Raw genomic sequence first — 22,116 nt, 5'->3', positions numbered from 1 at the left:
ACAGCTCCTCTTTTTGGTGGCACACTATGACATTATCCTCTGCACTCCCCCCTCGATGCCTGGTCAGCGCCTGCCTGCTTGGCCTCTGCACCCGCTATGATGGAAAAAGTAAACCCAGTAGCGAATGTTTACGGCGCCTGGAATCCACTCACTGGATTCCGGTCTGTCCAGAACAACTCGGCGGCCTGGCAACACCTCGCACTCCAGCCAAACTTATCGGTGGCGATGGTCACGATGTGCTCGCAGGTGCAGCAAAAGTCGTGGACCAAAACGGCATTGATCGCACTTCTGCGTTTATTCAAGGCGCCCAGATGGTGCTCACCCTGGCTCGAATGCAACGGGTGGAGTACGCTTTTTTTAAAGCCAAAAGCCCATCCTGCGGACTCAGTCCCACACCTGGCGTAACCACAGCCCTGCTGCTGGAGAACGGCATAGAGGTCATATCCTTCTAGGGAATCGCGTCACTCCTGCTTGGCCACGTCTTTGGATTGGCCAAGCAGGAGTATAAGCAGGATACCGGATTCATACAGCAGATATAAGGGCGCCCCCATCAAGGACATATTGACCAAATCCGGGGTGGGAGTCAATAACGCTGCCAGGATTGCAATAGCCAAAACGGCATAGCGTCTGTTTTTGGCAAAGGTAGCTGCTGAAATCAAGCCCACCTGGGCGGTGAATACCATGAACACAGGGAGCTCAAAGACGAGACCGAAGCCGAGAATAAAAAGGACCACAAAATTAACAAATCGACTGACTGAAATCACAGCCTGCAGCTCTTGAGACTGAAAGCTCAGTAAAAACTTAATCCCAAAGGGCAAAGTGACCAGATAGCAAAAAATCGTTCCACAATAAAAAAGCAGGCTGGTGGCTACAACAAACCAGGTCAGCCGACGACCGGAGACATGAAATGGCTTCCCCGCCGCCTTCCATAACACATACATGCACAGCGGCATAAGTACATAAAGAGCGGCAAAAAAAGCCAACTTGACGTGCGCAAGAAAAGGCCCGGCCACAGAGAAAAAATAGAGGTGCTCTCCCAGATGATTTTGAAAGACATGCAACACCTGACTGGAGAGAAAATAGAGCACAACCGTACCACCTATGATGGCCCCCCCAAGCATCTTCAGGGAATGACGGAGCTCTACAAGAAAGAGCGCAAAAGATTTCAGGGATTCGGCCATGGCGTACAGGTTGGTGAACAGGGAGATTGATAAAGCGGATTACAGCCCAAAAAAGTAGCAAAAGGGACTGATAAAAGCAATTGAATACCCGCTTGCGTTTCACCAGAACCCATGATAAAAGCGGGGAGAGTCAGCAATACATGCAAAGATTGAACTGCTGACACCACGTACAGTACGCCACGGGCACATCCCGCCCAACCTACGGTTACTCCACCCGGAGCAGCCTGCGGGCCCCTGTACGACAACACCAGATGGACATGCATCCTCACCCCGCAGATAAACATCCACAGACGAGATCATGCTAGAATTACGCTTTGTCAGGGAAAACCTGGAACTGGTTCGAGAAAAAAGCCTTCTTCGCGGCGTTGACCCGCAACTCATAGATCGTTTTGCCGAGATCGACAAGCGCCGTCTGAGTCGCCTGGCCGAGACGGAAGCGCTTAAAAACAAGCGGAACACCGCCTCCAAGACGATCGCCGGCCTGAAAAAATCGGGAAAACACGATGAGGCCGAGCCAATGATTGCAGAGATGAAACAGGTTTCGGAGAGAATCAAGGAGATTGACACCGAGCTTGCTGAAATTGAAGAGGCGCTTGGCGATGTCATTCTCTCTATTCCCAATCTCTGTGACGAATCTGTGCCCCAAGGGCAGGATGAAGAGGACAACCTCGAAATAAAAAGGTGGGGTGAAATCCCAAGCTTCTCCTTTGAGCCCAAAACGCACTGGGAAGTGGGAGAAGACCTTGGTATTCTCGACTTTGAGACCGCAGCTCGCCTTGCCGGAGCCCGCTTTTCTCTGCTCAGAGGATTCGGTGCACGTCTCTCAAGGGCCCTGGTCAACTTTTTCATTGACCTCCATACCCAACGGCATGGCTACACCGAGGTACTGCCCCCCTTCATGGTTAACTCCAAGGCCATGACCGGAACCGGGCAGCTGCCCAAGTTCAAAGAAGATCTCTTTAAAATTGAAGACTGGGATCTGTGGCTTATTCCCACCGCCGAGGTTCCGGTAACCAACATCTTTGCCGGTGAGACCGTTGACGAGGCGGAGCTTCCCATCAAATATACCGCCTATACGCCCTGCTTCCGCTCTGAAGCCGGCTCGTACGGTAAGGACACCCGCGGTCTGATCCGTCAGCATCAGTTTGAAAAGGTGGAACTGGTCAAGTTTGCCCATCCTAACGAATCCTGGAACGAGCTGGAGTCATTACTTGCCGATGCTGAAGAGGTATTGCAGCTGCTGGAGCTTCCCTACCGGGTTATTACCCTCTGCAGCGGTGACCTGGGTTTCTCTGCGGCCAAGACCTATGATATCGAAGTTTGGCTGCCTGGTCAGAACACCTACCGCGAGATTTCCTCCTGCTCCAACTTTCTTGATTTTCAGGCTCGTCGCGCTGGTATCCGTTATCGCCCCAAAGGTGAGAAAAAAAGCCGCTTGGTCCATACATTAAACGGCTCTGGTCTGGCTGTTGGCCGCACCCTGCTGGCGATTTTGGAAAATTATCAACAGCCCGATGGGAGCGTAGAAGTACCCAAGGTCCTCAAACCTTACTTTGAGAGCCGCTTCTAACCAGGGCTTTCCTCCTTTCAATATTTCCTTATGAGCGTATCGCCTTTTTGGTGGTACGCTCATATCTGTTTCAGCTCTTCTTCACGCGGGTTTCTCCAGCGCCAATTCAATGAGCCGGTCAAGAAGCTTGGCAAAGTTGATCCCTGCCTCGGCCGCTGCCTGCGGAAACAGGCTGGTGGGAGTCATACCGGGAATAGTATTGGTTTCCAGAAGATACAGCTCCCCGTTGCTCAGAATCATATCGGTTCGGCTATAACCACGCAGCTGCAGGCAGCGATGAGCCACCAGAGCATACTCCTGTGCTTTTTGGCGCACCTGTTCATCTACCTGAGCAGGACAGATTTCAGTGCTCGCCCCAGGTTGATACTTAGCCTCGTAATCAAAAAACTCATATTGATCGTTGGGAATAATCTCAATAAGAGGCAGAGGCGTCAGCTCCTTGTTCCCGATCACCCCCACAGTCAGCTCCCTTCCCTCGATATACGCCTCAACCATCACCTCACTGTCATGCTTCAGGGCAAGCGCAAGTGCGCCGGGTAACTGCTCCTCCTCCCGGACAATCGACATGCCGATAGAGGACCCCTGACGTACCGGCTTAACCACGCAGGGAATACCGACCTCACGCAGAATTCTGCCTGAATCCTTGAGATCGCTCGGTTCAAGCATAACCCAGGCGGCTACGGGTAAACCATGTAGCTTATATAAGGTTTTGGCCAGATTTTTATCCATGGCCAGGGCACTGCCAAGCACGCCTGCCCCCTGATACGGAAGGCCAAGCAGGTCAAGAAATCCCTGAATGGTCCCGTCTTCCCCATTGACACCATGCAAAAGAAGAAAGGCTACATCGATGTTGGCACTTTCAGAAGCAATACGGGGCAGGTCTGTGGCCGGATCGTAACGCACCACTTCATACTTTTCAGGATCAAGTTCCTTTTCCACCCCGGCAGCACCCCGCAGCGAGACCTCTCGCTCATCTGAAGTGCCGCCTGCAATCAATGCCAACCGTATCTTTGTCATAATCGACCTCCCATTGTCTCTTGACGCCATGGATGTGATCCCCGGTTTCCGCCGTGGTTACTCTCAACACGACTCATGCGTATGCTACCATCATCACAGAGAAAAACAATCCTGAATAAGTGGCAGCAGGTGGTTACGGAACAACCTACCTTTTTAATAAACAGAGATCTATTCAAAAAACGTTTCTCTTTCAGCAACACCTGCAGCCTCTTGGGGCATGCAGGAAACAATAAAAAGGACAGAGGTTCAATTATTTGATTTGACAAGGTCCTACAAAGCGGATAATTTGTTTTGTTTAAACCTTTTTCTTAAAAAATGGCTTACACAAGCCAACCACTAAAGGAAGTGATGCAATATGATCGAAGTAGATGTCAGAGGTGACCTTGAATACGCGATCAGGCAGCTGAAGAAAAAACTGCAGATCGATGGTATCAAACGTGAGCTGAAACGGCGCGAATACTATGAGAAACCCAGCGTGAAGAAACGCCGTAAAGCTGCGGAAGCCCTGCGTAAACTTCGCAAGTTCAACCGGATGAAAAATCGCGGTTGATCTCAAAGCCCCGGTTTTATGCCGGGGTTTTTTTTTAGCTTCAGGGCCTGACCATCAGCCATTCACTCGACCTGCTGCATAGCTTTCTGCAGTATCTCACCATTACCCGTCGCCTCGCCAGCAACACTGTAGCTGCGTACGAGTCTGATTTGCGATCTTTTCTTCGCCAGAGCCCTAAACCGCTCACCACGATTACCCGCCAAGATATCCAAAACTATTTTCGTTTCTGCCATGCCCGCAACATAAGCGCTCGCTCTAACGCGCGACGTCTGGCTGCCTTACGAGCCTTTTTCCTTTTTTTGCAACAACAGGGTGTCCTTGATGGGAACCCACTCACTGATATCGATACGCCCAAAATGGGTCAGAGTCTGCCCAAGGTGCTCAGTGAAGCTGAGGTACAGGCCTTGCTCAAACGCCCCTCAAAACCGACACCACTGGCTCTGCGCAACCATACCATGCTGCATCTGCTCTATGGTTCAGGACTTCGGGTCTCTGAACTTGTCAACCTGCCTATGACCAGTTGCAACCTGACCACCGGACACCTGCGTATTCTTGGCAAGGGCGATAAAGAACGAGTCGTCCCCTTTTCTGCGCTCACCGGTCAGATTGTGCAGGAATACCTGACGCAGGTTCGCCCGTTACTTCTCAAAGGAAAAACGAGTCCCCTGCTCTTCTGTTCCAATCGGGCCAAGGGCATGACCCGCAATCGATTCTGGCAGATCATTCGGGAGGTTGCCCAACGCTCTGGCATCTCCAAAGAAATCAGCCCCCATATTCTTCGCCACTCCTTTGCCACCCATCTCCTGGCAGGCGGCGCTGATCTACGCTCAGTGCAGATGATGCTTGGCCATACCGATATCGCCACGACCCAAATCTACACCCACGTTGACGGTGATCGCCTCAAAACAGCCCATCGTCGCTTTCACCCCCGAGGGTAAGGGGTCTTTCTAAGCGGGCAAATCTGCCTTCTCCAGTGGAATAATCACTCGAAAGACTGTATTTCCCGGCTCCGAGCTCACTTCGATCCTCCCCCCATGGGAGCGAATAATTCCGTAGGAGACTGGAAGCCCAAGCCCAGTCCCCTCTACAGCGGATTTTGTGGTGAAAAAAGGTTCAAAAATGTGTTCACGGTCGTTGGGCGCAATCCCGCTTCCGGTATCTCGAATTGCCACGGTCACACAGTCATCTGCCACAGTTGTCGAGAGGGTCAGGGTTCCTCCCCCCTGATGCATGGCATCACTGGCGTTTAATATCAGATTAATGAACACCTGGCGAATTTGATCCTCGACTGCATGCAGACAAATCCGCTTTTGCGCGTAAGCAATCACCACCAGGATATTTTTCTTGGTGAGCAGGTTATGGTGCAGGGCAAGAATTTCATCAAGCACTGTGTGAGGATCGAAGGTCGTTTTTTCCCCTGAAGACGGCCGGTTAAATTGCTGGAGATCCCGAATAAGCTTGCGCATGCGGTCACACTCATTTTCGGCCAACTGCAGCACTTTCCCCTCTTCAGAGTCAGGACCGGTGCGTTGCTTCACATCGCGCAGGGCAAAACGAATTCCCAAAAGCGGATTGCCAAACTCATGGGCAATGGAGGCGGCCAATTTGCCCATGGCCTCCATACGCTGAACATGATGCAACTGGTCCACGAGTTGCTGCTCCCGGGTAATATCACGCCCCATGGCGATAACATTGGTCAGGTGACCATTTTTATCAAGAATAGGAAAAATTGCGGCGTCCAGAACAACTTTCCTTCCAACCAGGGAAACCGGAGAAAAAATTCCACTCCAGGTCTCCCCCTTATGAATTTTTTCCCGCACTTCAGCAATACGAGGCTCCAGGTCAAACTCGCTAAAGTATTGAAAGACGTTATTCCCCACCACGGAACTGGCCTCAATCTCCAGGACTTGTTCAAAGATGCGATTGACAAACTTCACCTTCCCGGTGGCATCAACGATGAGGATAAGGGCCGGGGCCTGGCGAACAATTTTACTGAACAGCTGTTTTTCCTGCTCCAGCCGGAGCTGCCGACTGTTATCAATAAAGAAAACGATCGCACCAGTACACCCTTCCTGCTCTACAACAGGATACGAACGAAGGGAAATGGATATGTGGGAACCATGGGGTAACTCAAGGCCCATGTCATCAATAAATATGGCCTCGCCCTGCACCATTGTTGCGCTAACCTGTTCCACCAGCGGGTTGCTCAGAACACGCTCTTCTTCATCCCGACAGAGCAGTTCAAAAAGATTGCGCCCCAGCAAATCATCCTGACGGGCTACTGCAAAATACTCACAGGCGATCTGATTAATAAAGATACAGGTTCCCTCGGCATCCACACCAAAGATAGCGGACTCGGTGGCATTAAAAAAAAGGCGAAGTCGTTGCTCATGAATATGCAAATCTCGAAAGGCCTGATAACCGGTCGAACACAGAACATTGAGCGCCAGGCGGATCTGCTCAAGCTCATCGCTCAAAGCAGGGTCACGATCAAAAACCAACGGCTTTGGTTGCTGATGCTGAATATCGAGTCCCTGAACATATTGGGAAAATTGCCGCAGGTGACCTGTTATATGTTTGCGAAAAAGCAGGAGGATAAAACCGGAGACCAAAAAGGTTTTCAAGGTATTTGTGGCCAGCAAAATAATGATACGACGTAACAAGCGATGAATGATAGCATCAAGCGATGCCACCACTTGAAGGCGTCCGATCTCCTCCCAGCCCCCGCGAATCTGGTGCATGAGGGGAAAAGACTGGGAGATGGTACGGGTCTTGGGTTTTGCGCCCTTCACCCAGGAAACCTTCTCGTCCATGGAGACAGCAGCGTAGACTATATCTTCACGATTGATGAGGCCTTCGAGCTGGAGGGAAATCTGCAGGTCATCAAGTATCCAGACACTTTCTTCAAGTGGCCGAAGGCTGGACTCTTTAACCGTTTCAAAAAATTGATATATTTGACGAACGTCTTGGCGAAAATCGAGGTAAAGCTGCAGCAGGGTAAAGCAGATCGCTATGAGCGAGCTGAAAAGAATGACACGGAAGGTCAGATGATAGGCAAGACTCTTTTTTTTCCACCACATGGAAGGTAACGATCCCCCGATTTCATGCTCTGGCGACAAACGCTTGGATAAACACGCATGAGAAAAGTCCGCTTCTGGGTACTTGCGAGCAATCGTCTAAATCCCCGCACCTTCCTCGCTGATCACCGCAAGTTTTCCCGGAATCCCCTGCTCAGCCAGAGCAACAGTAAGCGTTTCGTTCCCTTGGAGATACTGACGCACCTCCGAACGTACCAGATCGGGATGGTTGTTTATCTCGCTGAGATGGGCCAGCACCAGGTGACGCAGTCTTCCTTGGGCCAACTCGGCGGCAAGCTGGAGCGAGTCTTTGTTGGCAAGGTGCCCCTGACTGGAAAGTACCCGCTGTTGCAAAACCAATGGATATGGCCCCTGGCGCAGCATTGCCACATCGTGGTTGGCTTCCAAAATAAGGGCCTGGCAGCTTGAGAGGTGGTGACGTATAAGCTGGGTTATTTTACCGGTATCTGTGCAATATCCCAAGCGAAGTTTACCGTCGCCAACGAGAAAACCAACCGGATCAGCCGTATCGTGAGAAACGGCAAAAGGATGAATGGCCAGTCCATCCAGCGCAAAGGGCTCACCTGTGGCAAACTCCCGCCGCTGGGGAATCCTTCCCAGATGTTTTTCCGCAGCACGGTAAGTTAGGTCATTTGCATAGACCGGAATCCCGAGCTTACGTGCAACAACCCCGACACCTTTGACATGGTCAATATGCTCATGGGTGACGATGAGCCCGGACAGGCTCTCTGCAGGGACACCTATCTGATCCAGCCTCTTGATCAGCTCCTTGCCGGAGAACCCATTATCAATGAGAATCCTGGTGGAGCCCGACTCTATCAGGGTAGCATTGCCCTTGCTGCCGCTGCCAAGAACAGAAAAATTCACTTCCCTGCCGTATCCTCTTGATTCACACCGGTATGGCCAAAACCGCCACTTCCCCGTTTGGTAGCATCCAGACTCCCCACCTGCTGCCAGCAGGCTCTGGCCACTGGCGCCAAGACCAATTGAGCAATGCGATCACCACGGTTGATGGTAAAACTTGCTTTTCCAAGATTAATCAGGCCGACCTTGACCTCGCCCCGGTAATCGGCATCAATGGTTCCGGGCGCGTTCACCACGGTAACACCATGTTTCACCGCAAGCCCGGATCGGGGCCGCACCTGAATTTCAAACCCTGCCGGTATGGCAACAGCCAGGCCACTGGGAATCAGGGCAATGTCGCCGGGTCCCAGTGTGAGCGGTTCACCCAGTGCAGCAGAAATATCCATTCCTGCAGCCAACTCGGTTTCATAGTCAGGCAGCGACAAATCAGCAGTTGCCTCGGGATCAAGCCAGGTTATCGCCACGGCGATATTTCTCATTGCCTGTACCATTGAGAAGCGTTCTCCTCCAAACTCATATGCATTAAAAAAAGCCGGTCCCGCATAAGCGGCAACCGGCTTTGCAGACCAAGTCGACGGGCCGAGGATTACTCCTCGCCTTCGGCCAGGACAGCCTTACGGCTTAAGCGAATACGGCCACGGTTATCGATGTCGATAACCTTTACTTTGATGACATCACCTTCTTTAAGGATGTCGGTGACCTTTTTCACTCGCTCGTGGGCAAGCTCAGAGATGTGAACCATGCCATCAGTCCCAGGAAGGATCTGGACAAAGGCTCCGAAGTCCTTGATGGTACGCACCTCGCCTTCATAGATTTTCCCCACCTCAGGAACGGCAGTGATCTCTTCGATACGTTTAACCAGGGCGTTGGCAGACTCATTGCTGTTGCTGAAGATCTTGATGGTGCCATCGTCTTCCACGTCGATCTTCGACTCGAATTCGGCGGTCATCTCGCGAATCACTTTACCGCCGGGGCCGATGATGTCACGGATCTTGTCCGGATGAATCTTGATGGTTACGTACTTGGGCGCATGCTCGGAGACAACCGCGCGCGGAGAGCTGAGCGCCTCCTGCATCTTGTCGAGGATATGATTGCGGCCTTTGTTGGCCTGGGCAAGCGCTCGGGACATGATGTCGCGGTCAACGCCATCGATTTTAATATCCATCTGCAGACCGGTAATACCATTACTGGTACCAACAACCTTAAAATCCATGTCGCCCAGGTGATCCTCGTCACCGAGAATATCGGTGAGCACGACAACCTTATCGTCCTCCTTGATCAGCCCCATGGCCACACCGGATACCGGGGCCTGAACCGGAACACCGGCATCCATCAAAGCAAGCGAGCCACCGCAGACGGTTGCCATGGAGGAAGAGCCGTTGGACTCAAGAACCTCGGAAACAACACGCAGGGTGTAGGGAAAGCTGTCGCCCTCGGGCAGTACGGCCTCAATACCACGACGGGCCAGGGTACCATGACCAATATCGCGACGGCTTGGTCCGCTTAAACGCCGAACCTCGCCCACACAGAAGGGAGGAAAGTTGTAATGGAGCATGAAACGACGGTAGACATCACCACCAAGCCCCTCAAGATGCTGCTCGTCTCGCTCGCTCCCCAGGGTACAGATAACCAGCGCCTGGGTTTCACCGCGAGTGAACAGGGCTGACCCATGAGCGCGGGGTAAAATACCGACTTCACAGCTGATCGGGCGTACATCCTCAAAGGAGCGACCATCAAGACGCAATCCTTTATTGACGATACGATCGCGCATAATTTTCTTTTTATAGCTGCTCAGCAGGTCGGAAATGGCACCTGCCTGCTCACCTTCGGGATCAAGCTGCGCCAAGACCTCTTCTTTCAGACGGCTGTAGCGATCTGCACGGGCCATCTTATCGGCAATGGTGACAACCTCGTCCATACCTGCGGTCGCAGCGGCTTCAACTTTGGCCTGCAGCTCTGTATCGACCACTGGAGCGGCCACCTCACGCTTGGCCTTTCCAGCTTCCTCACGCAATTTGAGCTGCATATCAATCAGGGGCTGAATAGCTGCATGAGCAAAGAAAATAGCCTCCAGGACCTTATCCTCAGGCATCTCCTCAGCGCGTCCTTCGACCATAACCACGGCATTGCGGGTACCGGCAACAACCAGATTAATCTCAGCCTTCTCCAACTGCTTCTTGCTGGGATTGAGCACAAACTGCTCATCGACGTAGGCAACTCGGGCTGAGCCAACAGGTTCCTCAAAGGGAATATCAGAGAGCAACAATGCGGTGGAAGCGCCGTTCATCGCCAGAACATCAGGATCGTAATCCGCGTCGGCAGAAAAAACGGTGGCGATCAGCTGGGTCTCGCAGGAATATCCATCGGGGAACAGCGGACGCAGGGGACGGTCGATCAGGCGGCAGGTCAGTACCTCCTTTTCGCTGGGACGACCAATCTCGCGGCGGAAGTAACTCCCGGGAATACGGCCAGCAGCATACATTCGCTCCTGATACTCGATGGTCAGGGGCAAAAAGCCCATGTCTTTGGATTTGGTCTCGGCAACCACAGTAACCAGAACTTTGGCATCCCCGCTGGATACAACAACGGATCCGCTGGCCTGTTTGGCCATTTTACCGGTCTCAAGGGTAATGGCACGGCCGCCAATTTCAGTCTCTACTGTTTTAATCATGTACACTCCTATTTCGGCCTGGCCGAAATGTGCATTTTTAGGTAACGATGGATCGAGACAGCCAAACAATCGTCACAAAGGCACAAAGGATGCAGTGACAATCCACATCCTTACTTTTATTCATGTACTTTTCCCCTGACCTGCAGGGGAAAGCAGGAACCCCCTTTCCGTACCAGCCGGAAACAGTGATTCTCTCTGTGTCCTTTGTGTCTTTATGACATCCCGCTACTGCTCTTCGATCACAGCGTACAAAGGTAGGGCGGTCCCCCACATGGGAACCGCCCCAGACTGCAATAAACGCTTACTTACGGATACCGAGCTCTGCAATCAGGGAACGGTACTTGTTGATGTCTTTTTTCATCAGATATTTAAGCAGATTACGACGCTGACCAACCAGTTTCAGCAGACCACGGCGGGAATGATGATCCTTGGCGTGGGTTTTGAAATGGTCGGTCAGATAGAGAATACGATCGGTCAGGAGGGCAATCTGCACCTCACAGGATCCGGTGTCATTCTCATGGGTTTTGAACTTCTCGATGATGGCTTTTGTTTTTTCTGTTGTTTGCGCCATGGCGTTTTTTCCTTCTGCTACCAGAAAAGCATTTCCCTCAGCCTTTACTGGAGTCTGGATGGTGTGTTCCAGATCCTGCATCAGAGGGTCGATGCAGGGGAACGGTTAATTCTTCTATACTCGACGGTTATTCACCGAGGCAAGTGTAATCGGTGTTTTGGTCAATTTGGTCCATTATATCGTGGATACTGCGCCTTGCAGCGCAGAGATGGGTAAGCCCATCATCACTGAAAAGTTCTTCGCCAGTCAAACAGCGCTCAAGCCCAAAGGCACCACTGGCTGTTCGCCGGAGTCCGATAAGATGGGCACCGCAACCAAGGGCAGTGCCAATGTCGGCTGCCAGGACACGTACATAGGTTCCCCGGCTGCAGCAGACCTCAACCACAAGCTGATGTGTGAGCTCATCATAGCGTATTTGCGCAAGAGAGTAGATCTCTATCGGTTTGGGCTCCTTTTGAATCATAATCCCTTCACGGGCATATGCGTAGAGGGGCTTACCTTTATGTTTGGCTGCGGAAAAAGGAGGAGGTGCCTGCATCTGCGGGCCGGTATGTTGCGCAAGACAGGTGGAGATATCCTCGGGGTTCAACTGGGGAACGGACCGGGTTGCAATGATTTCGCCCTCGGGATCCTGGGTGGTTGTCTCCACCCCCAACTGCAGATGGGCCAGATAGGTTTTACGCCCGAACATGAACTGATCAATACAGCGAGTGGCCGGTCGCCCGACACAGATGATCATCAGGCCGGTGGCAAAGGGATCAAGTGTGCCAGCATGGCCCACCTTTTTGATACCCAGTAAATAGCGTACCCGCCTGACCAGAGCAAAAGAACTCATGCCCGCTGGCTTATCCACAAAGAAAACGCCCTCGTTCCAGTCCAGCTCCGGTTTTTTTCGAGACTGCCCCTTGCTCATCAATCAGGCATTGACCTCTGGACGCAGGCAGGCAAGCAATGCATCGCGGACACTGTCCAAGCTCTGACCTTTAAAACGACAACCACTGGCATTTTTGTGACCACCACCGCCAAAGCGGGCTGCGATCAGGGAAACATCGCACTGCCCCTTGGCACGCAGACTCACTGAGATATGATCCGGCTCGACTTCCTTCAAGAACACAGCCACCCGTACCGTGGCCACAGCCCGTGGAAAATTAATAAAATATTCGGTATCTTCCATGGTGGTAAAGGTCCGCTCAAGCATGTTCTGGCTCACGCGGATAAAAGCGATACGATCACGCTCATGCATCTCCAGAGTTGCCAGGACCTCCTGCATCAATCGTAAACGTCCCAGGGTGTAATTATCATAGAGCTGATTTGCTATCACCTCCGGGCGAACCCCACGCTGCACCAACTCACCGGCAACGGCAAAGGTGTGGCTGCTGGTGGACTCGTAGCGGAAAGAACCGGTGTCTGTATTAATGGCTGTATAGAGGCATTCGGCGGCTCTGTCGGATATCTCCGCCCCCAAGGCCTGCGCCAGATCAAAGATCATTTCGCCGGTTGAGGAGCGATGTGGCTCGATCCAGGCACCATCACCAAACCCATTATTGCCCTTATGATGATCAATCACCATCATGGGGGTAAAGGTGATGAGTTCTTCGCTGTAGCGCCCCAACCGGTGTGCCTCGCCGCAGTCAAGACAGAGGGCAAGAAAATCTTCTCCTGCCTCTGCAACGAAGGTGCGCACAGCCGCAAGGTCGGTCTGAATCTGCCCACACCCGGGGAGAAATCGATACAGGTGGGTCACCGGATCTTCAAGAAAACGCAGGACCGTTTTCCCCATCCCCTCCAGGATATCGGCCAGTCCGAGCAGCGATCCTAAGGCGTCACCATCGGGATTATAATGGGTTGCGAGCAGGATATGATCCTTTTCACGCACCGCATCTACAACACGGCTATCAGGATTGCTCATCCTTACGGTCCTCATGGATCTGGCGAAACAGATCTTCGATCCGCTCCACTTCTTCATTGAGGTTGTCAAAATAAAACGACAATTCGGGCGTGTAGCGCAGATTCAGAGCCTTGGCCAACTGACTGCGAAAAAAGCCTTTGGCACGCTGCATTCCCTTGAGAGCAGCTTTGCTCTCGGCTCCAGCCGGAACAGTAAAGTAGATCTTCGCCTGTTTAAGATCGGGAGCCACCACCACACGGGAAATAGCCACCCCGGATAACCGGGGATCCGCTACCTGCTGCAGGAGAAGCATTGTCAGTTCATTCTTGATCGCCTCGCCCACCCGTTTGGGACGTGTGGATTCCGGGCGACCAAGCCCTGGTAGTTTAAAATCAAAATCCTGGGTCATACACCAACCAGCCTGTGCCTGATTCAAAAAGAGGTATGCAGAGGGCTGGCAGCAAACTATGCTAAAATGCCCTTGTTTACGTTTATACCTCTTTTTCGTTCATGCACCTATTAAAGAGTTGCCTCAACCTCATCAAGGACGAAGGCCTCGAGATTGTCACCGACTTTGATGTCATTAAAATTCTCGACACCAATACCGCACTCAAATCCGGTCAGTACCTCTTTGACATCATCTTTAAAACGACGCAGTGAAGAGATTTTCCCGGTATAAATGACCACGCCTTCACGCAAGACACGTACCTTGGCGTTGCGTTCAACCTTACCATGGATAACCGAACAACCGGCGATGGTGCCGATCTTGGGCACCTGGAAGGTATCGCGCACATCTGCAGTACCGATAACACGCTCCTCAAACTCAGGCTCAAGCATACCTTTCATGGCCTTTTCGATATCTTCAAGGGCATGATAGATAACATCGTAGGATCGAACATCAACGCCTTCATGCTCTGCCAGCTCTTTCACCTTGACGGTGGGGCGCACGTTGAAACCGATGATAATCGCATCGGAGGCAGCGGCCAGATGAATGTCGTTTTCAGTAATGGAGCCGGTTCCCTCATGCAGGGAGCGTACACGAATATTTTTGGTCGACAAATTTTCGGCAGCCTGACCAAACGCCTGCAGAGTCCCCTGCACATCGGCACGGAGAATAACCCGCAACTCTTTCATCTCCTGCTCGGCCATCTTCTCAAAGAGATTATCCAGAGAGACCTTGGAAGCAGAGGCAAGCTCAGTTTCACGAGCCTTCAACTGACGGGCATTGGCGACCGATTTGGCCATCTTCTCATCGGCAAGGGCAACAAACTCATCACCTGCCTGGGGTACACCGCTCAATCCCTGCACCTCAACGGGAATAGACGGGCCAGCCGCTTCGACCTGCTCGCCACGCTCATTGGTGAGGGAGCGAACCTTACCGGAATAGATACCGGCAACAAAGTTGTCGCCAGGGCGGAGGGTACCTTCCTGGACCAGTACGGTTGCCACCGCACCACGGCCCTTATGCAGCTGGGCCTCGATAACTGTTCCCTTGGCCTTACGGTCGGGATCGGCGCGCAGTTCAAGCATCTCTGCCTGCAACTGAATAGCCTCGAGCAATTCAGCCACACCAATACCTTTTTTGGCAGAGGTCTCACAGAAGATCGTGGTTCCCCCCCAGTCCTCTGGAATGAGGTCAAAATCACTCAACTCACGTTTGACCCGATCCGGATCGGCATTATCCTTGTCGATCTTATTGACCGCAACCACAATGGGCACATCCGCAGCCTTGGAGTGGGCGATGGCCTCCTTGGTCTGATCCATGACACCGTCATCAGCGGCAACAACCAGAACGACAATATCGGTTACCTTGGCACCACGGGACCGCATCTCGGTAAAGGCGGCATGACCGGGTGTATCGACAAAGGTGAGGTCACCCGAAGGCGCCTGCACATGATACGCACCAATATGCTGGGTAATACCACCGGCCTCACCGGCAACCACATCGGTTTTGCGGATAGCATCGAGAATGGAGGTTTTACCGTGGTCAACATGGCCCATGACCGTAACCACCGGCGGACGTGGAATGGCCTCTCCGCCGTGTTCCTCTTCATGCTCCTGCAATGCCTCGAGTTCCAGCTCTTCAGTCATTGCCTGCTCAACCTCATACCCAAAGTCTGAGGCAACCAACATGGCTGTATCCACATCCAGTGCCTGATTCACCGTAGCCATGACGCCAAGTTTCATCAAAGCTGCGATAACCTCGTTGGCCTTGACGCCCATGCGTTTTGCCAGATCACCAACACTGATGGTGGAGATAACTTTAATGCGCCGCTTAATGGCCTTGGTTTCAGCGACCTGGGCCTGAATCTGCTGCTCACGACGATTATCCCGTCTTTTACGGCCCTTACGCGGACGCATGTATTCAACTTCACCGTCACCGTTAAAATTGACACGTCCTTTGCCACCCTTTTTTCCGCCCTTGGGTGACTTTCTTCCTGCTCCATCCTCTTCATGGATGGCAACAACGCGTTTCCCTTTTTTCTTGCCCTTGCTTTCGTTACGGGCGCCTGCATCATCCCGATTGGGGAAAGGTCCGGGATCCGCTGATCCGGCAGCAGGCCGTGCAGGACGGGAAGGACGTGATTTTGCGGGAGCAGGCTTGGGCCGTTTTTCCGGTTGGGGAATAACCACGCGACCTACAATTTTTGCCAGAGGTTTGGGCTTGTGCACATCCTGCTTGGCGGGCTTGGCCTTCTGCTCTTTTTCCTGAGCAGGCGCATCCCCGCCTTTAGCCTGTTTCTTTTTGCCTTTAGCAACTTTGGGCTCTTGTTGTTCAGCAGGCTGATTTTCAGCAACAGGCACAGAAGCTTTTTCTTCGATAGGCCCACTTTCAACAGCCACCGAAGCTGGTTTGACTTCTTCATCAGGCTTCGCCTCTTGCTCTGCTGCAGGCGCCTCTTTGATCGGCTCGGGTGTCGTCTCAGCTTGAGCCTCGACCGCAGTCGGCTGACTCTCTTCCGGCGAGACCTCTTCAGCCTCCCCAGCGGCGGCTGCCGGTTCTGCCGACTTGGTCTCCTCCTGAGCTTTCAGCCGTGCCTCCAACGCCTGCACCTCAGCTTCAAGGGCCTCAGCCTCGGCAGCTTCCTGACGTTTGGCAGCCTCTTCCTTGGCAGCCTTGGGCCGACGGCGTACTGTTTTTGGTTTGGCAGCGCTGTTCTCTGTACGAGCCTTTCGCTCGATGCGCCCCCCTCCTGCCCCAAGAGAAGTATCACTTTTCAATTTCTTTCGAATATCCGCTGCCATATCGTCGTCTACACTTGAACTATGACTCGCAATGGGATAGCCCATCGCAATTAACTTTTCGGCCAGTTCTTTACTTTTCAATCCAACTTCTTTTGCGAGATCATATATACGAACCTTACTCATCAAACGCTCCCTTCCTCTGTAACCCACCACGCATAGGCGCTAGCCCAGTTTTAGGACTTTCTTGGATTTTTTCGCCATACGGTTACGACAGTTTTCCTGGTCACAGCAATAGATGCCTCTCCCAGGCATATTTTTATGCCCGTCCTCAACCAGCCTGCCCTCAACTGCAACAAAGCGAACCAGTTCCGACTGCGGCCTTTTCAGTCCACAACCTCGACAGGTTCTCTTCGGGACATATCCCCTGTGCATCACTCCTGATCGGTGGATTGGTTATCTTCGGATTCTCTTGGTGGCTCCTGCTCAACCTCTTCCTCCTCCTCTTCGGATACATCTGTGGAGGCAGGATCCGGAGAAGCGACGGTTTCGGCAGCCTGCTGAATAAACCGGGCCTTTTCTTCATCGATACGGGCCAGACTCATCAGTTGCTCAAGATCAGCTGCGGCCAGAAGAGCACTGGTTAAAATCCCTGCGCCATAGAGCCGATCCGCCATATTTTCATCAACGCCTTCAACCTGGACCAAAGAGCGGTACCCGGGATTTTCCAGATTGGTATAGCGTTGCTCGCTCTTCACATCAATTTTCCATCCCAGTAAACGCGAGGCCAGCCGAACATTCTGTCCCTGGCGGCCGATGGCCAGTGACAGCTGATCATCGGGAACGACCACTGTCAGTGCCTTGCGTTCATCATCAACAATAACCATGGACACTTCCGCCGGTGCCAGGGCGTTGTAGACATACTTGGCGGGGTCCGGACTCCAGGGCACGATATCAATCCTCTCTCCCTGCAGCTCCTGGACGACATTCTGTACGCGTGACCCTTTCAGCCCTACACAGGCGCCAACCGGATCGACATCGGACTCAATTGAGGAGACCGCGATTTTCGCCCGAAAGCCCGGCTCACGGCTTGCCCCCATAATCTTGACGATCCCCTCGGCGATCTCCGGCACTTCCATCTCAAAAAGCTTGACCAGAAATTCATTACAGGTCCGGCTGAGGATAAGCTGGGAATCACGATATCTGCCCTCACGGGTGTCGCGGCGTACCTCCTGGAGAAAGGCGCGAATCCGGTCCCCCTGTTTAAAGGAACGCTTGGGAATCTGACCATCTCGCGGCAGCAAGGCGTCGGTTCGCCCGAGGTTGATCACCATATCGCCCCGCTCAAAGCGCTGAACGATACCGTTGACAATGGATCCTTCACGGTCGCGGTACATCTCATAGATGACATCGCGCTCGGCATCGCGCATGCGGTGGATAATAACCTGCTTGGCCGACTGTGCGGCGATACGCCCCAAATCGGCAATGTTATCCATTTTTTCGCCCAGATCATCGTCAAGCTCCGCCTCCGGGTCAAGAAGACGGGCATCTTCCAGCGAAATCTCGGTCTCCTCGTCATAGACCTCATCAACGACTGTTCGGTACTGAAAAACCTCTATTTCACCCAGATCCTCACTGAACTGGACCTCAATCTCGCGACGACTTCCGTATTTTTTGCGAACTGCAGAACGAACCGCCTCTTCAATGGCGTCGATCAATAAGCCGCGGTCAATCCCCTTATCTCGGCAGATCTGATCCACGATTCGTTTTAAACTATCTGTTCCAACCATTATCTACTCCAGCTCAGGCTCTCGTTTCCGTTGTTGCCACAGCCGTTTTCAAAAAACAGACTGCTCGACATCGGCCGATCCGGGACTACAGCGTCAACCTCGCCCTTGATATATTTTCCAAATCGATGCGGACGGTTTCCTTGTCCATTTCCAAGACTATGGCATCCTCCTCCAGGCCCCGCAAGGTGCCGATGAGCACCTTCTGCTCGCCCAGAGGCTGCCGCAATTTGATCCGCACCAGCCGATCGGCAAATCGAATAAAATCGCTCTTTTTTTTCAACGGCCGCTCAAGGCCGGGTGAAGAGACTTCAAGATGGTAGGCGTGAGAGATCAGGTCTTCTACTTCCAGGTAGGCGCTGATCTCGCGACTGGCCTCAGCACAATCGTCAATACCGACCCCGCCTTCCTTATCGATAAAAAAACGGAGCACCCAACCATGCCCCTCTCGCCGGAATTGCACTTCAACCAGCTCCATCCCCATATCACGCAGTAGGGGGTCGGCAAACCCCTGGATGGTCGCTAGCAATCGATCAGTGGTTTCTTCCAATGCTCTTGTTCCGTTCCTTTTCAAACTGTGGGAGTCATGCTCCACAAGAGAGCAGCGCCCCTGAGTTAGGCAATAAAAAAAGCGGGCAGAGCCCACTTTCACGTTACCGGTACACCCGGTGGTCGATCCCGCTGGATCCGAGGGAGCAACCAGCCTCAACGACGGCCAGGACTGCCATGGAGCGGGCAACGGGGTTCGAACCCGCGACCCCAAGCTTGGGAAGCTTGTGCTCTGCCAACTGAGCTACACCCGCTCTAATGATCCCTAGGAAGTCAGTTAAGATAGAGCATCAACGAACAATTGTCAAGCAACAACAAAATGATGCTCTACAATTTCCCGCTTCATCAATAGTTGGCAATAGATTAATCTCACCGCTTGCAAAAAAGATTGCGTCGACAATTGCTCACCTTCCATCAGCAACACCATTCTTGACAGTTTCGCTGTCTGCTGCTTGTGTGTATAATCAGGCCATGGATGTCATTACTACCCACATTGGTGCAGATTTCGACAGCTTAGCTGCCATGGTTGCAGCAAAGCGTCTTTACCCCGAGGCAGAGTTGGTCTTTCCCGGCTCCCAGGAAAAATCCGTTCGCAAGTACCTGGCCCAAGAATTCCCCAACATCTATGCCTTTAAAAAAATTAAACATATTGACCTTGCCCAGGTGCAACGGCTTATCGTGGTCGATACCCGCCAAAGCGAACGAATCGGCGAACTGGCCAGCTGCCTGCACAATCCAAAGACCAAGGTCCACCTCTACGACCACCACCCCCGAGGGGCGGGTGATATTAAAGGCGAGCTTGAAGTCGTTCGTAACTCTGGCTCCACCACCACTATCTTTGTCGAACTTTTCCAGCAAAAAAACATCACGCCCAGTCCCGACGAGGCGACCCTCATGGCCCTCGGGATATACGAAGACACGGGCAGCTTTCTCCACTCCTCCACCTGCCCTGAGGATCTCACCGCTGCAGCCTGGTTACTAAGCCACGGGGCCAATCTTGACATTGTCACCCAGTTTGTCTCCCGTGAACTCTCCGTTGAACAGATCAACCTGATCAGCCGCCTGCAGGAACATGCCAAAGGGTATCTTATCCGCGGCGTCAATGTCGTGATCAGTATCCTCATCGAGGAAGAATATATCGACGATTTTGCCGTGGTTGTGCAGCGGCTGATGGTGATGGAAAATATTGATGTGCTCTTTGCCCTCATCAGTATGGGAGAGCGGACCTACCTCATCGGCCGCAGCCGTATACCGGAGGTGAATGTCGGCACCATCGCCCGCGAATTCGGGGGTGGGGGGCACGCCTCGGCTGCCTCGGCAACTATTCGCGACTACACCATTGCAGAGGCAGAGGAACGGTTGGTGAACCAGCTGCACGATCATATCCGCCCCAAGGCGGTTGCCGCGGAGATGATGAGCTCACCGGTTATTACTGTCACGCCTGAGGTTCACATCGAGCAGGCCAATCGGTTGATGACCCGTTACAATGTCACCGTCCTCCCCGTGGTCCGAGAAAATGGAGGCCGGGAAAACGGCCCCGCCCCCACAGGCCTCCTGGGCATGATCTCCCGCATGGTCGCGGAGAAGGCCATTTTCCACCAACTGGGCACACTGCCGGTGGGTGAGTACATGACAACCGATATAGCCTCGCTCCCGGAAAGCGGCACCCTGGCCGACGTCCAGCAACTCATTGTTGAAAACCGGCAGCGGTTAATCCCTATTTTACGGGGCGAAGCCATTCTCGGCGTCATCACCCGGACCGATCTGATAAGCCTTTTGGTCAATGACCCCGGCCACCTTCCGGGCGAACTTCTGCAAAGCGATGAGCGGCCATCGGTTGAGCGCACCCGGAACCTGGGCGGCGTTATGACGCAGGTTCTGCCCAAGGAGGTGATTGTCCTCTTGCGCGAAATCGGGGAGGCAGCCGCTCGCCTTGGCTGCAATGCCTTTGTCGCCGGCGGTTTTGTGCGCGATCTCCTTTTACATGTGCCTAATATAGATATTGATATCGTCATCGAAGGCGACGGCATCCAATTTGCCAAACATCTGGCCGACAAGCACCGGGGCATTGTCCATCCCCATGAAAAATTCGGCACGGCCACCGTGGTCTTTCCGGATCAGACCAAAATTGACGTTGCCACCGCCCGCCTCGAATATTACGAACGCCCGGCGGCCAAACCCACGGTTGAGCTGAGTTCGATCAAGCTTGATCTGTATCGTCGCGACTTCACCATCAATGCCATGGCCATTCACCTCAACCCGGGACGATTCGGACTGCTGGTGGATTATTTCAACTGTCAAAACGACCTTAAAGAACGCCGTATCCAGGTCCTCCACAACCTGAGTTTTGTCGAAGACCCCACCCGTATTTTTCGTGCCATTCGCTTTGAGGGCAGACTGGGTTTTACCATTACCCGACATGCAGAAAAGCTGATCAAAAACACGGTGCAGATGAACCTCTTTGAACAGGCTCAGGAGCCCCGTTTTTTCCATGAACTGAAACTCATCCTCTCGGAAAACGATCCTTTACCAGCGCTGAAGCGCATGGCTGCGCTCAAACTCTTCCCCTTTCTCTGGCCTGACCTGCGCCCCAACCTGAAGATTGACCGCCGCTTTGTCCATTACATCACCCAGGCACATCAGACCATATCCTGGTTTCGCCTGCTCTACATTGATGCCCCGCTGGAAACCTGGATGGTCTATCTGCTGGCTGTTTTCAGTCGCTCGCGCCCCAAAGAGTTGCTGAACTTCTGCAACCGTTTTGCCCTGCCGCCCAAGCAGCGCAAAAAACTATTGCAACAAAAGATGGATGTGGAAAAGATTGCCCAGGAGATGATCAAACGACCGTACCGAAAAAACAGTGAAATCTACTGGCTTCTGATCGACCTGGAACCCGAAGGCTGGCTCTACCTGATGACCATTGCCCGCAAACGCTACATTCAGCGCTCGGTTTCTCTCTTTGTCACCCAGCTGCGTCAGGTAAAACCATTACTCAGCGGCGCGGAACTCAAAGCACTGGGCTACAAACCCGGCCCTCAGTTTCGCACCATGCTCAATCATCTCATAGAGCAGCAACTCGATGGCGAGATCAATACCCCGCAGGAGGCGATTGACTTTCTCCAGAAAAAATACCCCGGTAACCAACCTTCGGCCCACTAATACCAGGCACGATTTTTCTCGCTTCTTC

General features: G+C 52.8%; 19 protein-coding genes and 1 tRNA gene. 5 read left to right on the top strand and 15 right to left on the bottom strand.

Features of this window, described 5'->3' with window-relative positions:
* The first annotated feature begins 26 nt into the window (after positions 1-26).
* Positions 27-452 (top strand): 2-thiouracil desulfurase family protein, encoded by a 426-nt coding sequence (locus tag JWJ90_RS01990; protein ID WP_205225493.1) that lies wholly within the window; start codon positions 27-29, stop codon positions 450-452.
* Positions 453-461: 9 nt separating this feature from the next.
* On the opposite strand, the gene tatC is transcribed toward JWJ90_RS01990, so the two are convergent.
* Complete coding sequence (gene tatC, locus JWJ90_RS01985; protein WP_205225492.1) at positions 462-1,181, bottom strand: twin-arginine translocase subunit TatC; 720 nt, start codon at positions 1,179-1,181, stop codon at positions 462-464.
* 298 nt (positions 1,182-1,479) lie between these two features.
* On the opposite strand from tatC, the gene serS reads away from it, so the two are divergent.
* Positions 1,480-2,751 (top strand): serine--tRNA ligase, encoded by a 1,272-nt coding sequence (gene serS, locus JWJ90_RS01980; RefSeq protein ID WP_205225491.1) that lies wholly within the window; start codon positions 1,480-1,482, stop codon positions 2,749-2,751.
* 81 nt (positions 2,752-2,832) lie between these two features.
* Here serS and JWJ90_RS01975 read toward each other — a convergent pair whose 3' ends face one another.
* Positions 2,833-3,768 (bottom strand): D-alanine--D-alanine ligase family protein, encoded by a 936-nt coding sequence (locus JWJ90_RS01975; protein ID WP_205225490.1) that lies wholly within the window; start codon positions 3,766-3,768, stop codon positions 2,833-2,835.
* A gap of 358 nt (positions 3,769-4,126) precedes the next feature.
* Here JWJ90_RS01975 and rpsU point away from each other — a divergent pair, with 358 nt between their 5' ends.
* Both rpsU and xerD read left to right on the top strand, forming a co-directional pair.
* A complete protein-coding gene (gene rpsU / locus JWJ90_RS01970) occupies positions 4,127-4,318 on the top strand; it encodes a 30S ribosomal protein S21 (RefSeq protein WP_420828895.1) in 192 nt (63 codons plus the stop codon).
* A gap of 47 nt (positions 4,319-4,365) precedes the next feature.
* Complete coding sequence (gene xerD, locus JWJ90_RS01965) at positions 4,366-5,256, top strand: site-specific tyrosine recombinase XerD (RefSeq protein WP_205225508.1); 891 nt, start codon at positions 4,366-4,368, stop codon at positions 5,254-5,256.
* Positions 5,257-5,265: 9 nt separating this feature from the next.
* Here xerD and JWJ90_RS01960 read toward each other — a convergent pair whose 3' ends face one another.
* From JWJ90_RS01960 to JWJ90_RS01900, 13 genes are all read right to left on the bottom strand, one after another.
* Positions 5,266-7,398: an ATP-binding protein gene (locus tag JWJ90_RS01960; RefSeq protein WP_205225488.1), complete on the bottom strand. Its 2,133-nt coding sequence runs from the start codon at positions 7,396-7,398 to the stop codon at positions 5,266-5,268.
* A gap of 96 nt (positions 7,399-7,494) precedes the next feature.
* Entirely contained in the window at positions 7,495-8,283 is a 789-nt protein-coding gene (locus JWJ90_RS01955; RefSeq protein ID WP_205225487.1) for an MBL fold metallo-hydrolase, read from the bottom strand.
* Positions 8,280-8,771 carry a dUTP diphosphatase gene (gene dut / locus JWJ90_RS01950; protein WP_240194699.1) on the bottom strand — a complete coding sequence of 164 codons (492 nt, stop codon included), beginning with the start codon at positions 8,769-8,771 and terminating at the stop codon, positions 8,280-8,282. The genes JWJ90_RS01955 and dut overlap by 4 nt, the downstream gene beginning before the upstream one ends.
* A gap of 95 nt (positions 8,772-8,866) precedes the next feature.
* A complete protein-coding gene (gene pnp, locus JWJ90_RS01945; RefSeq protein WP_205225486.1) occupies positions 8,867-10,951 on the bottom strand; it encodes a polyribonucleotide nucleotidyltransferase in 2,085 nt (694 codons plus the stop codon).
* Positions 10,952-11,252: 301 nt separating this feature from the next.
* Positions 11,253-11,522 carry a 30S ribosomal protein S15 gene (rpsO, locus tag JWJ90_RS01940; protein ID WP_205225485.1) on the bottom strand — a complete coding sequence of 90 codons (270 nt, stop codon included), beginning with the start codon at positions 11,520-11,522 and terminating at the stop codon, positions 11,253-11,255.
* 127 nt (positions 11,523-11,649) lie between these two features.
* Complete coding sequence (gene truB, locus JWJ90_RS01935; RefSeq protein WP_205225484.1) at positions 11,650-12,435, bottom strand: tRNA pseudouridine(55) synthase TruB; 786 nt, start codon at positions 12,433-12,435, stop codon at positions 11,650-11,652.
* A gap of 3 nt (positions 12,436-12,438) precedes the next feature.
* Entirely contained in the window at positions 12,439-13,431 is a 993-nt protein-coding gene (locus JWJ90_RS01930) for a DHH family phosphoesterase (protein WP_205225483.1), read from the bottom strand.
* Complete coding sequence (gene rbfA, locus JWJ90_RS01925) at positions 13,418-13,819, bottom strand: 30S ribosome-binding factor RbfA (protein ID WP_205225482.1); 402 nt, start codon at positions 13,817-13,819, stop codon at positions 13,418-13,420. Before rbfA ends, JWJ90_RS01930 begins: the two co-directional genes overlap by 14 nt.
* A 110-nt stretch (positions 13,820-13,929) precedes the next feature.
* Complete coding sequence (gene infB / locus JWJ90_RS01920; protein ID WP_205225481.1) at positions 13,930-16,779, bottom strand: translation initiation factor IF-2; 2,850 nt, start codon at positions 16,777-16,779, stop codon at positions 13,930-13,932.
* Positions 16,780-16,818: 39 nt separating this feature from the next.
* Positions 16,819-17,028: a YlxR family protein gene (locus tag JWJ90_RS23885; protein WP_205225480.1), complete on the bottom strand. Its 210-nt coding sequence runs from the start codon at positions 17,026-17,028 to the stop codon at positions 16,819-16,821.
* Entirely contained in the window at positions 17,028-18,383 is a 1,356-nt protein-coding gene (gene nusA, locus JWJ90_RS01910; protein ID WP_205225479.1) for a transcription termination factor NusA, read from the bottom strand. The genes JWJ90_RS23885 and nusA overlap by 1 nt, the downstream gene beginning before the upstream one ends.
* An 85-nt stretch (positions 18,384-18,468) precedes the next feature.
* Positions 18,469-18,930 carry a ribosome maturation factor RimP gene (locus JWJ90_RS01905; RefSeq protein ID WP_205225478.1) on the bottom strand — a complete coding sequence of 154 codons (462 nt, stop codon included), beginning with the start codon at positions 18,928-18,930 and terminating at the stop codon, positions 18,469-18,471.
* Between the two features lie 177 nt (positions 18,931-19,107).
* Positions 19,108-19,183, bottom strand: a tRNA-Gly gene (locus JWJ90_RS01900).
* A gap of 175 nt (positions 19,184-19,358) precedes the next feature.
* On the opposite strand from JWJ90_RS01900, the gene JWJ90_RS01895 reads away from it, so the two are divergent.
* Positions 19,359-22,088: a CBS domain-containing protein gene (locus JWJ90_RS01895; RefSeq protein WP_240194698.1), complete on the top strand. Its 2,730-nt coding sequence runs from the start codon at positions 19,359-19,361 to the stop codon at positions 22,086-22,088.
* Positions 22,089-22,116 lie beyond the last annotated feature (28 nt).

The sequence above is a fragment of the Desulfobulbus rhabdoformis genome, from assembly GCF_016919065.1.
Lineage (GTDB): Bacteria > Desulfobacterota > Desulfobulbia > Desulfobulbales > Desulfobulbaceae > Desulfobulbus > Desulfobulbus rhabdoformis.
This window is presented reverse-complemented; position numbering and strand designations above follow the sequence as displayed.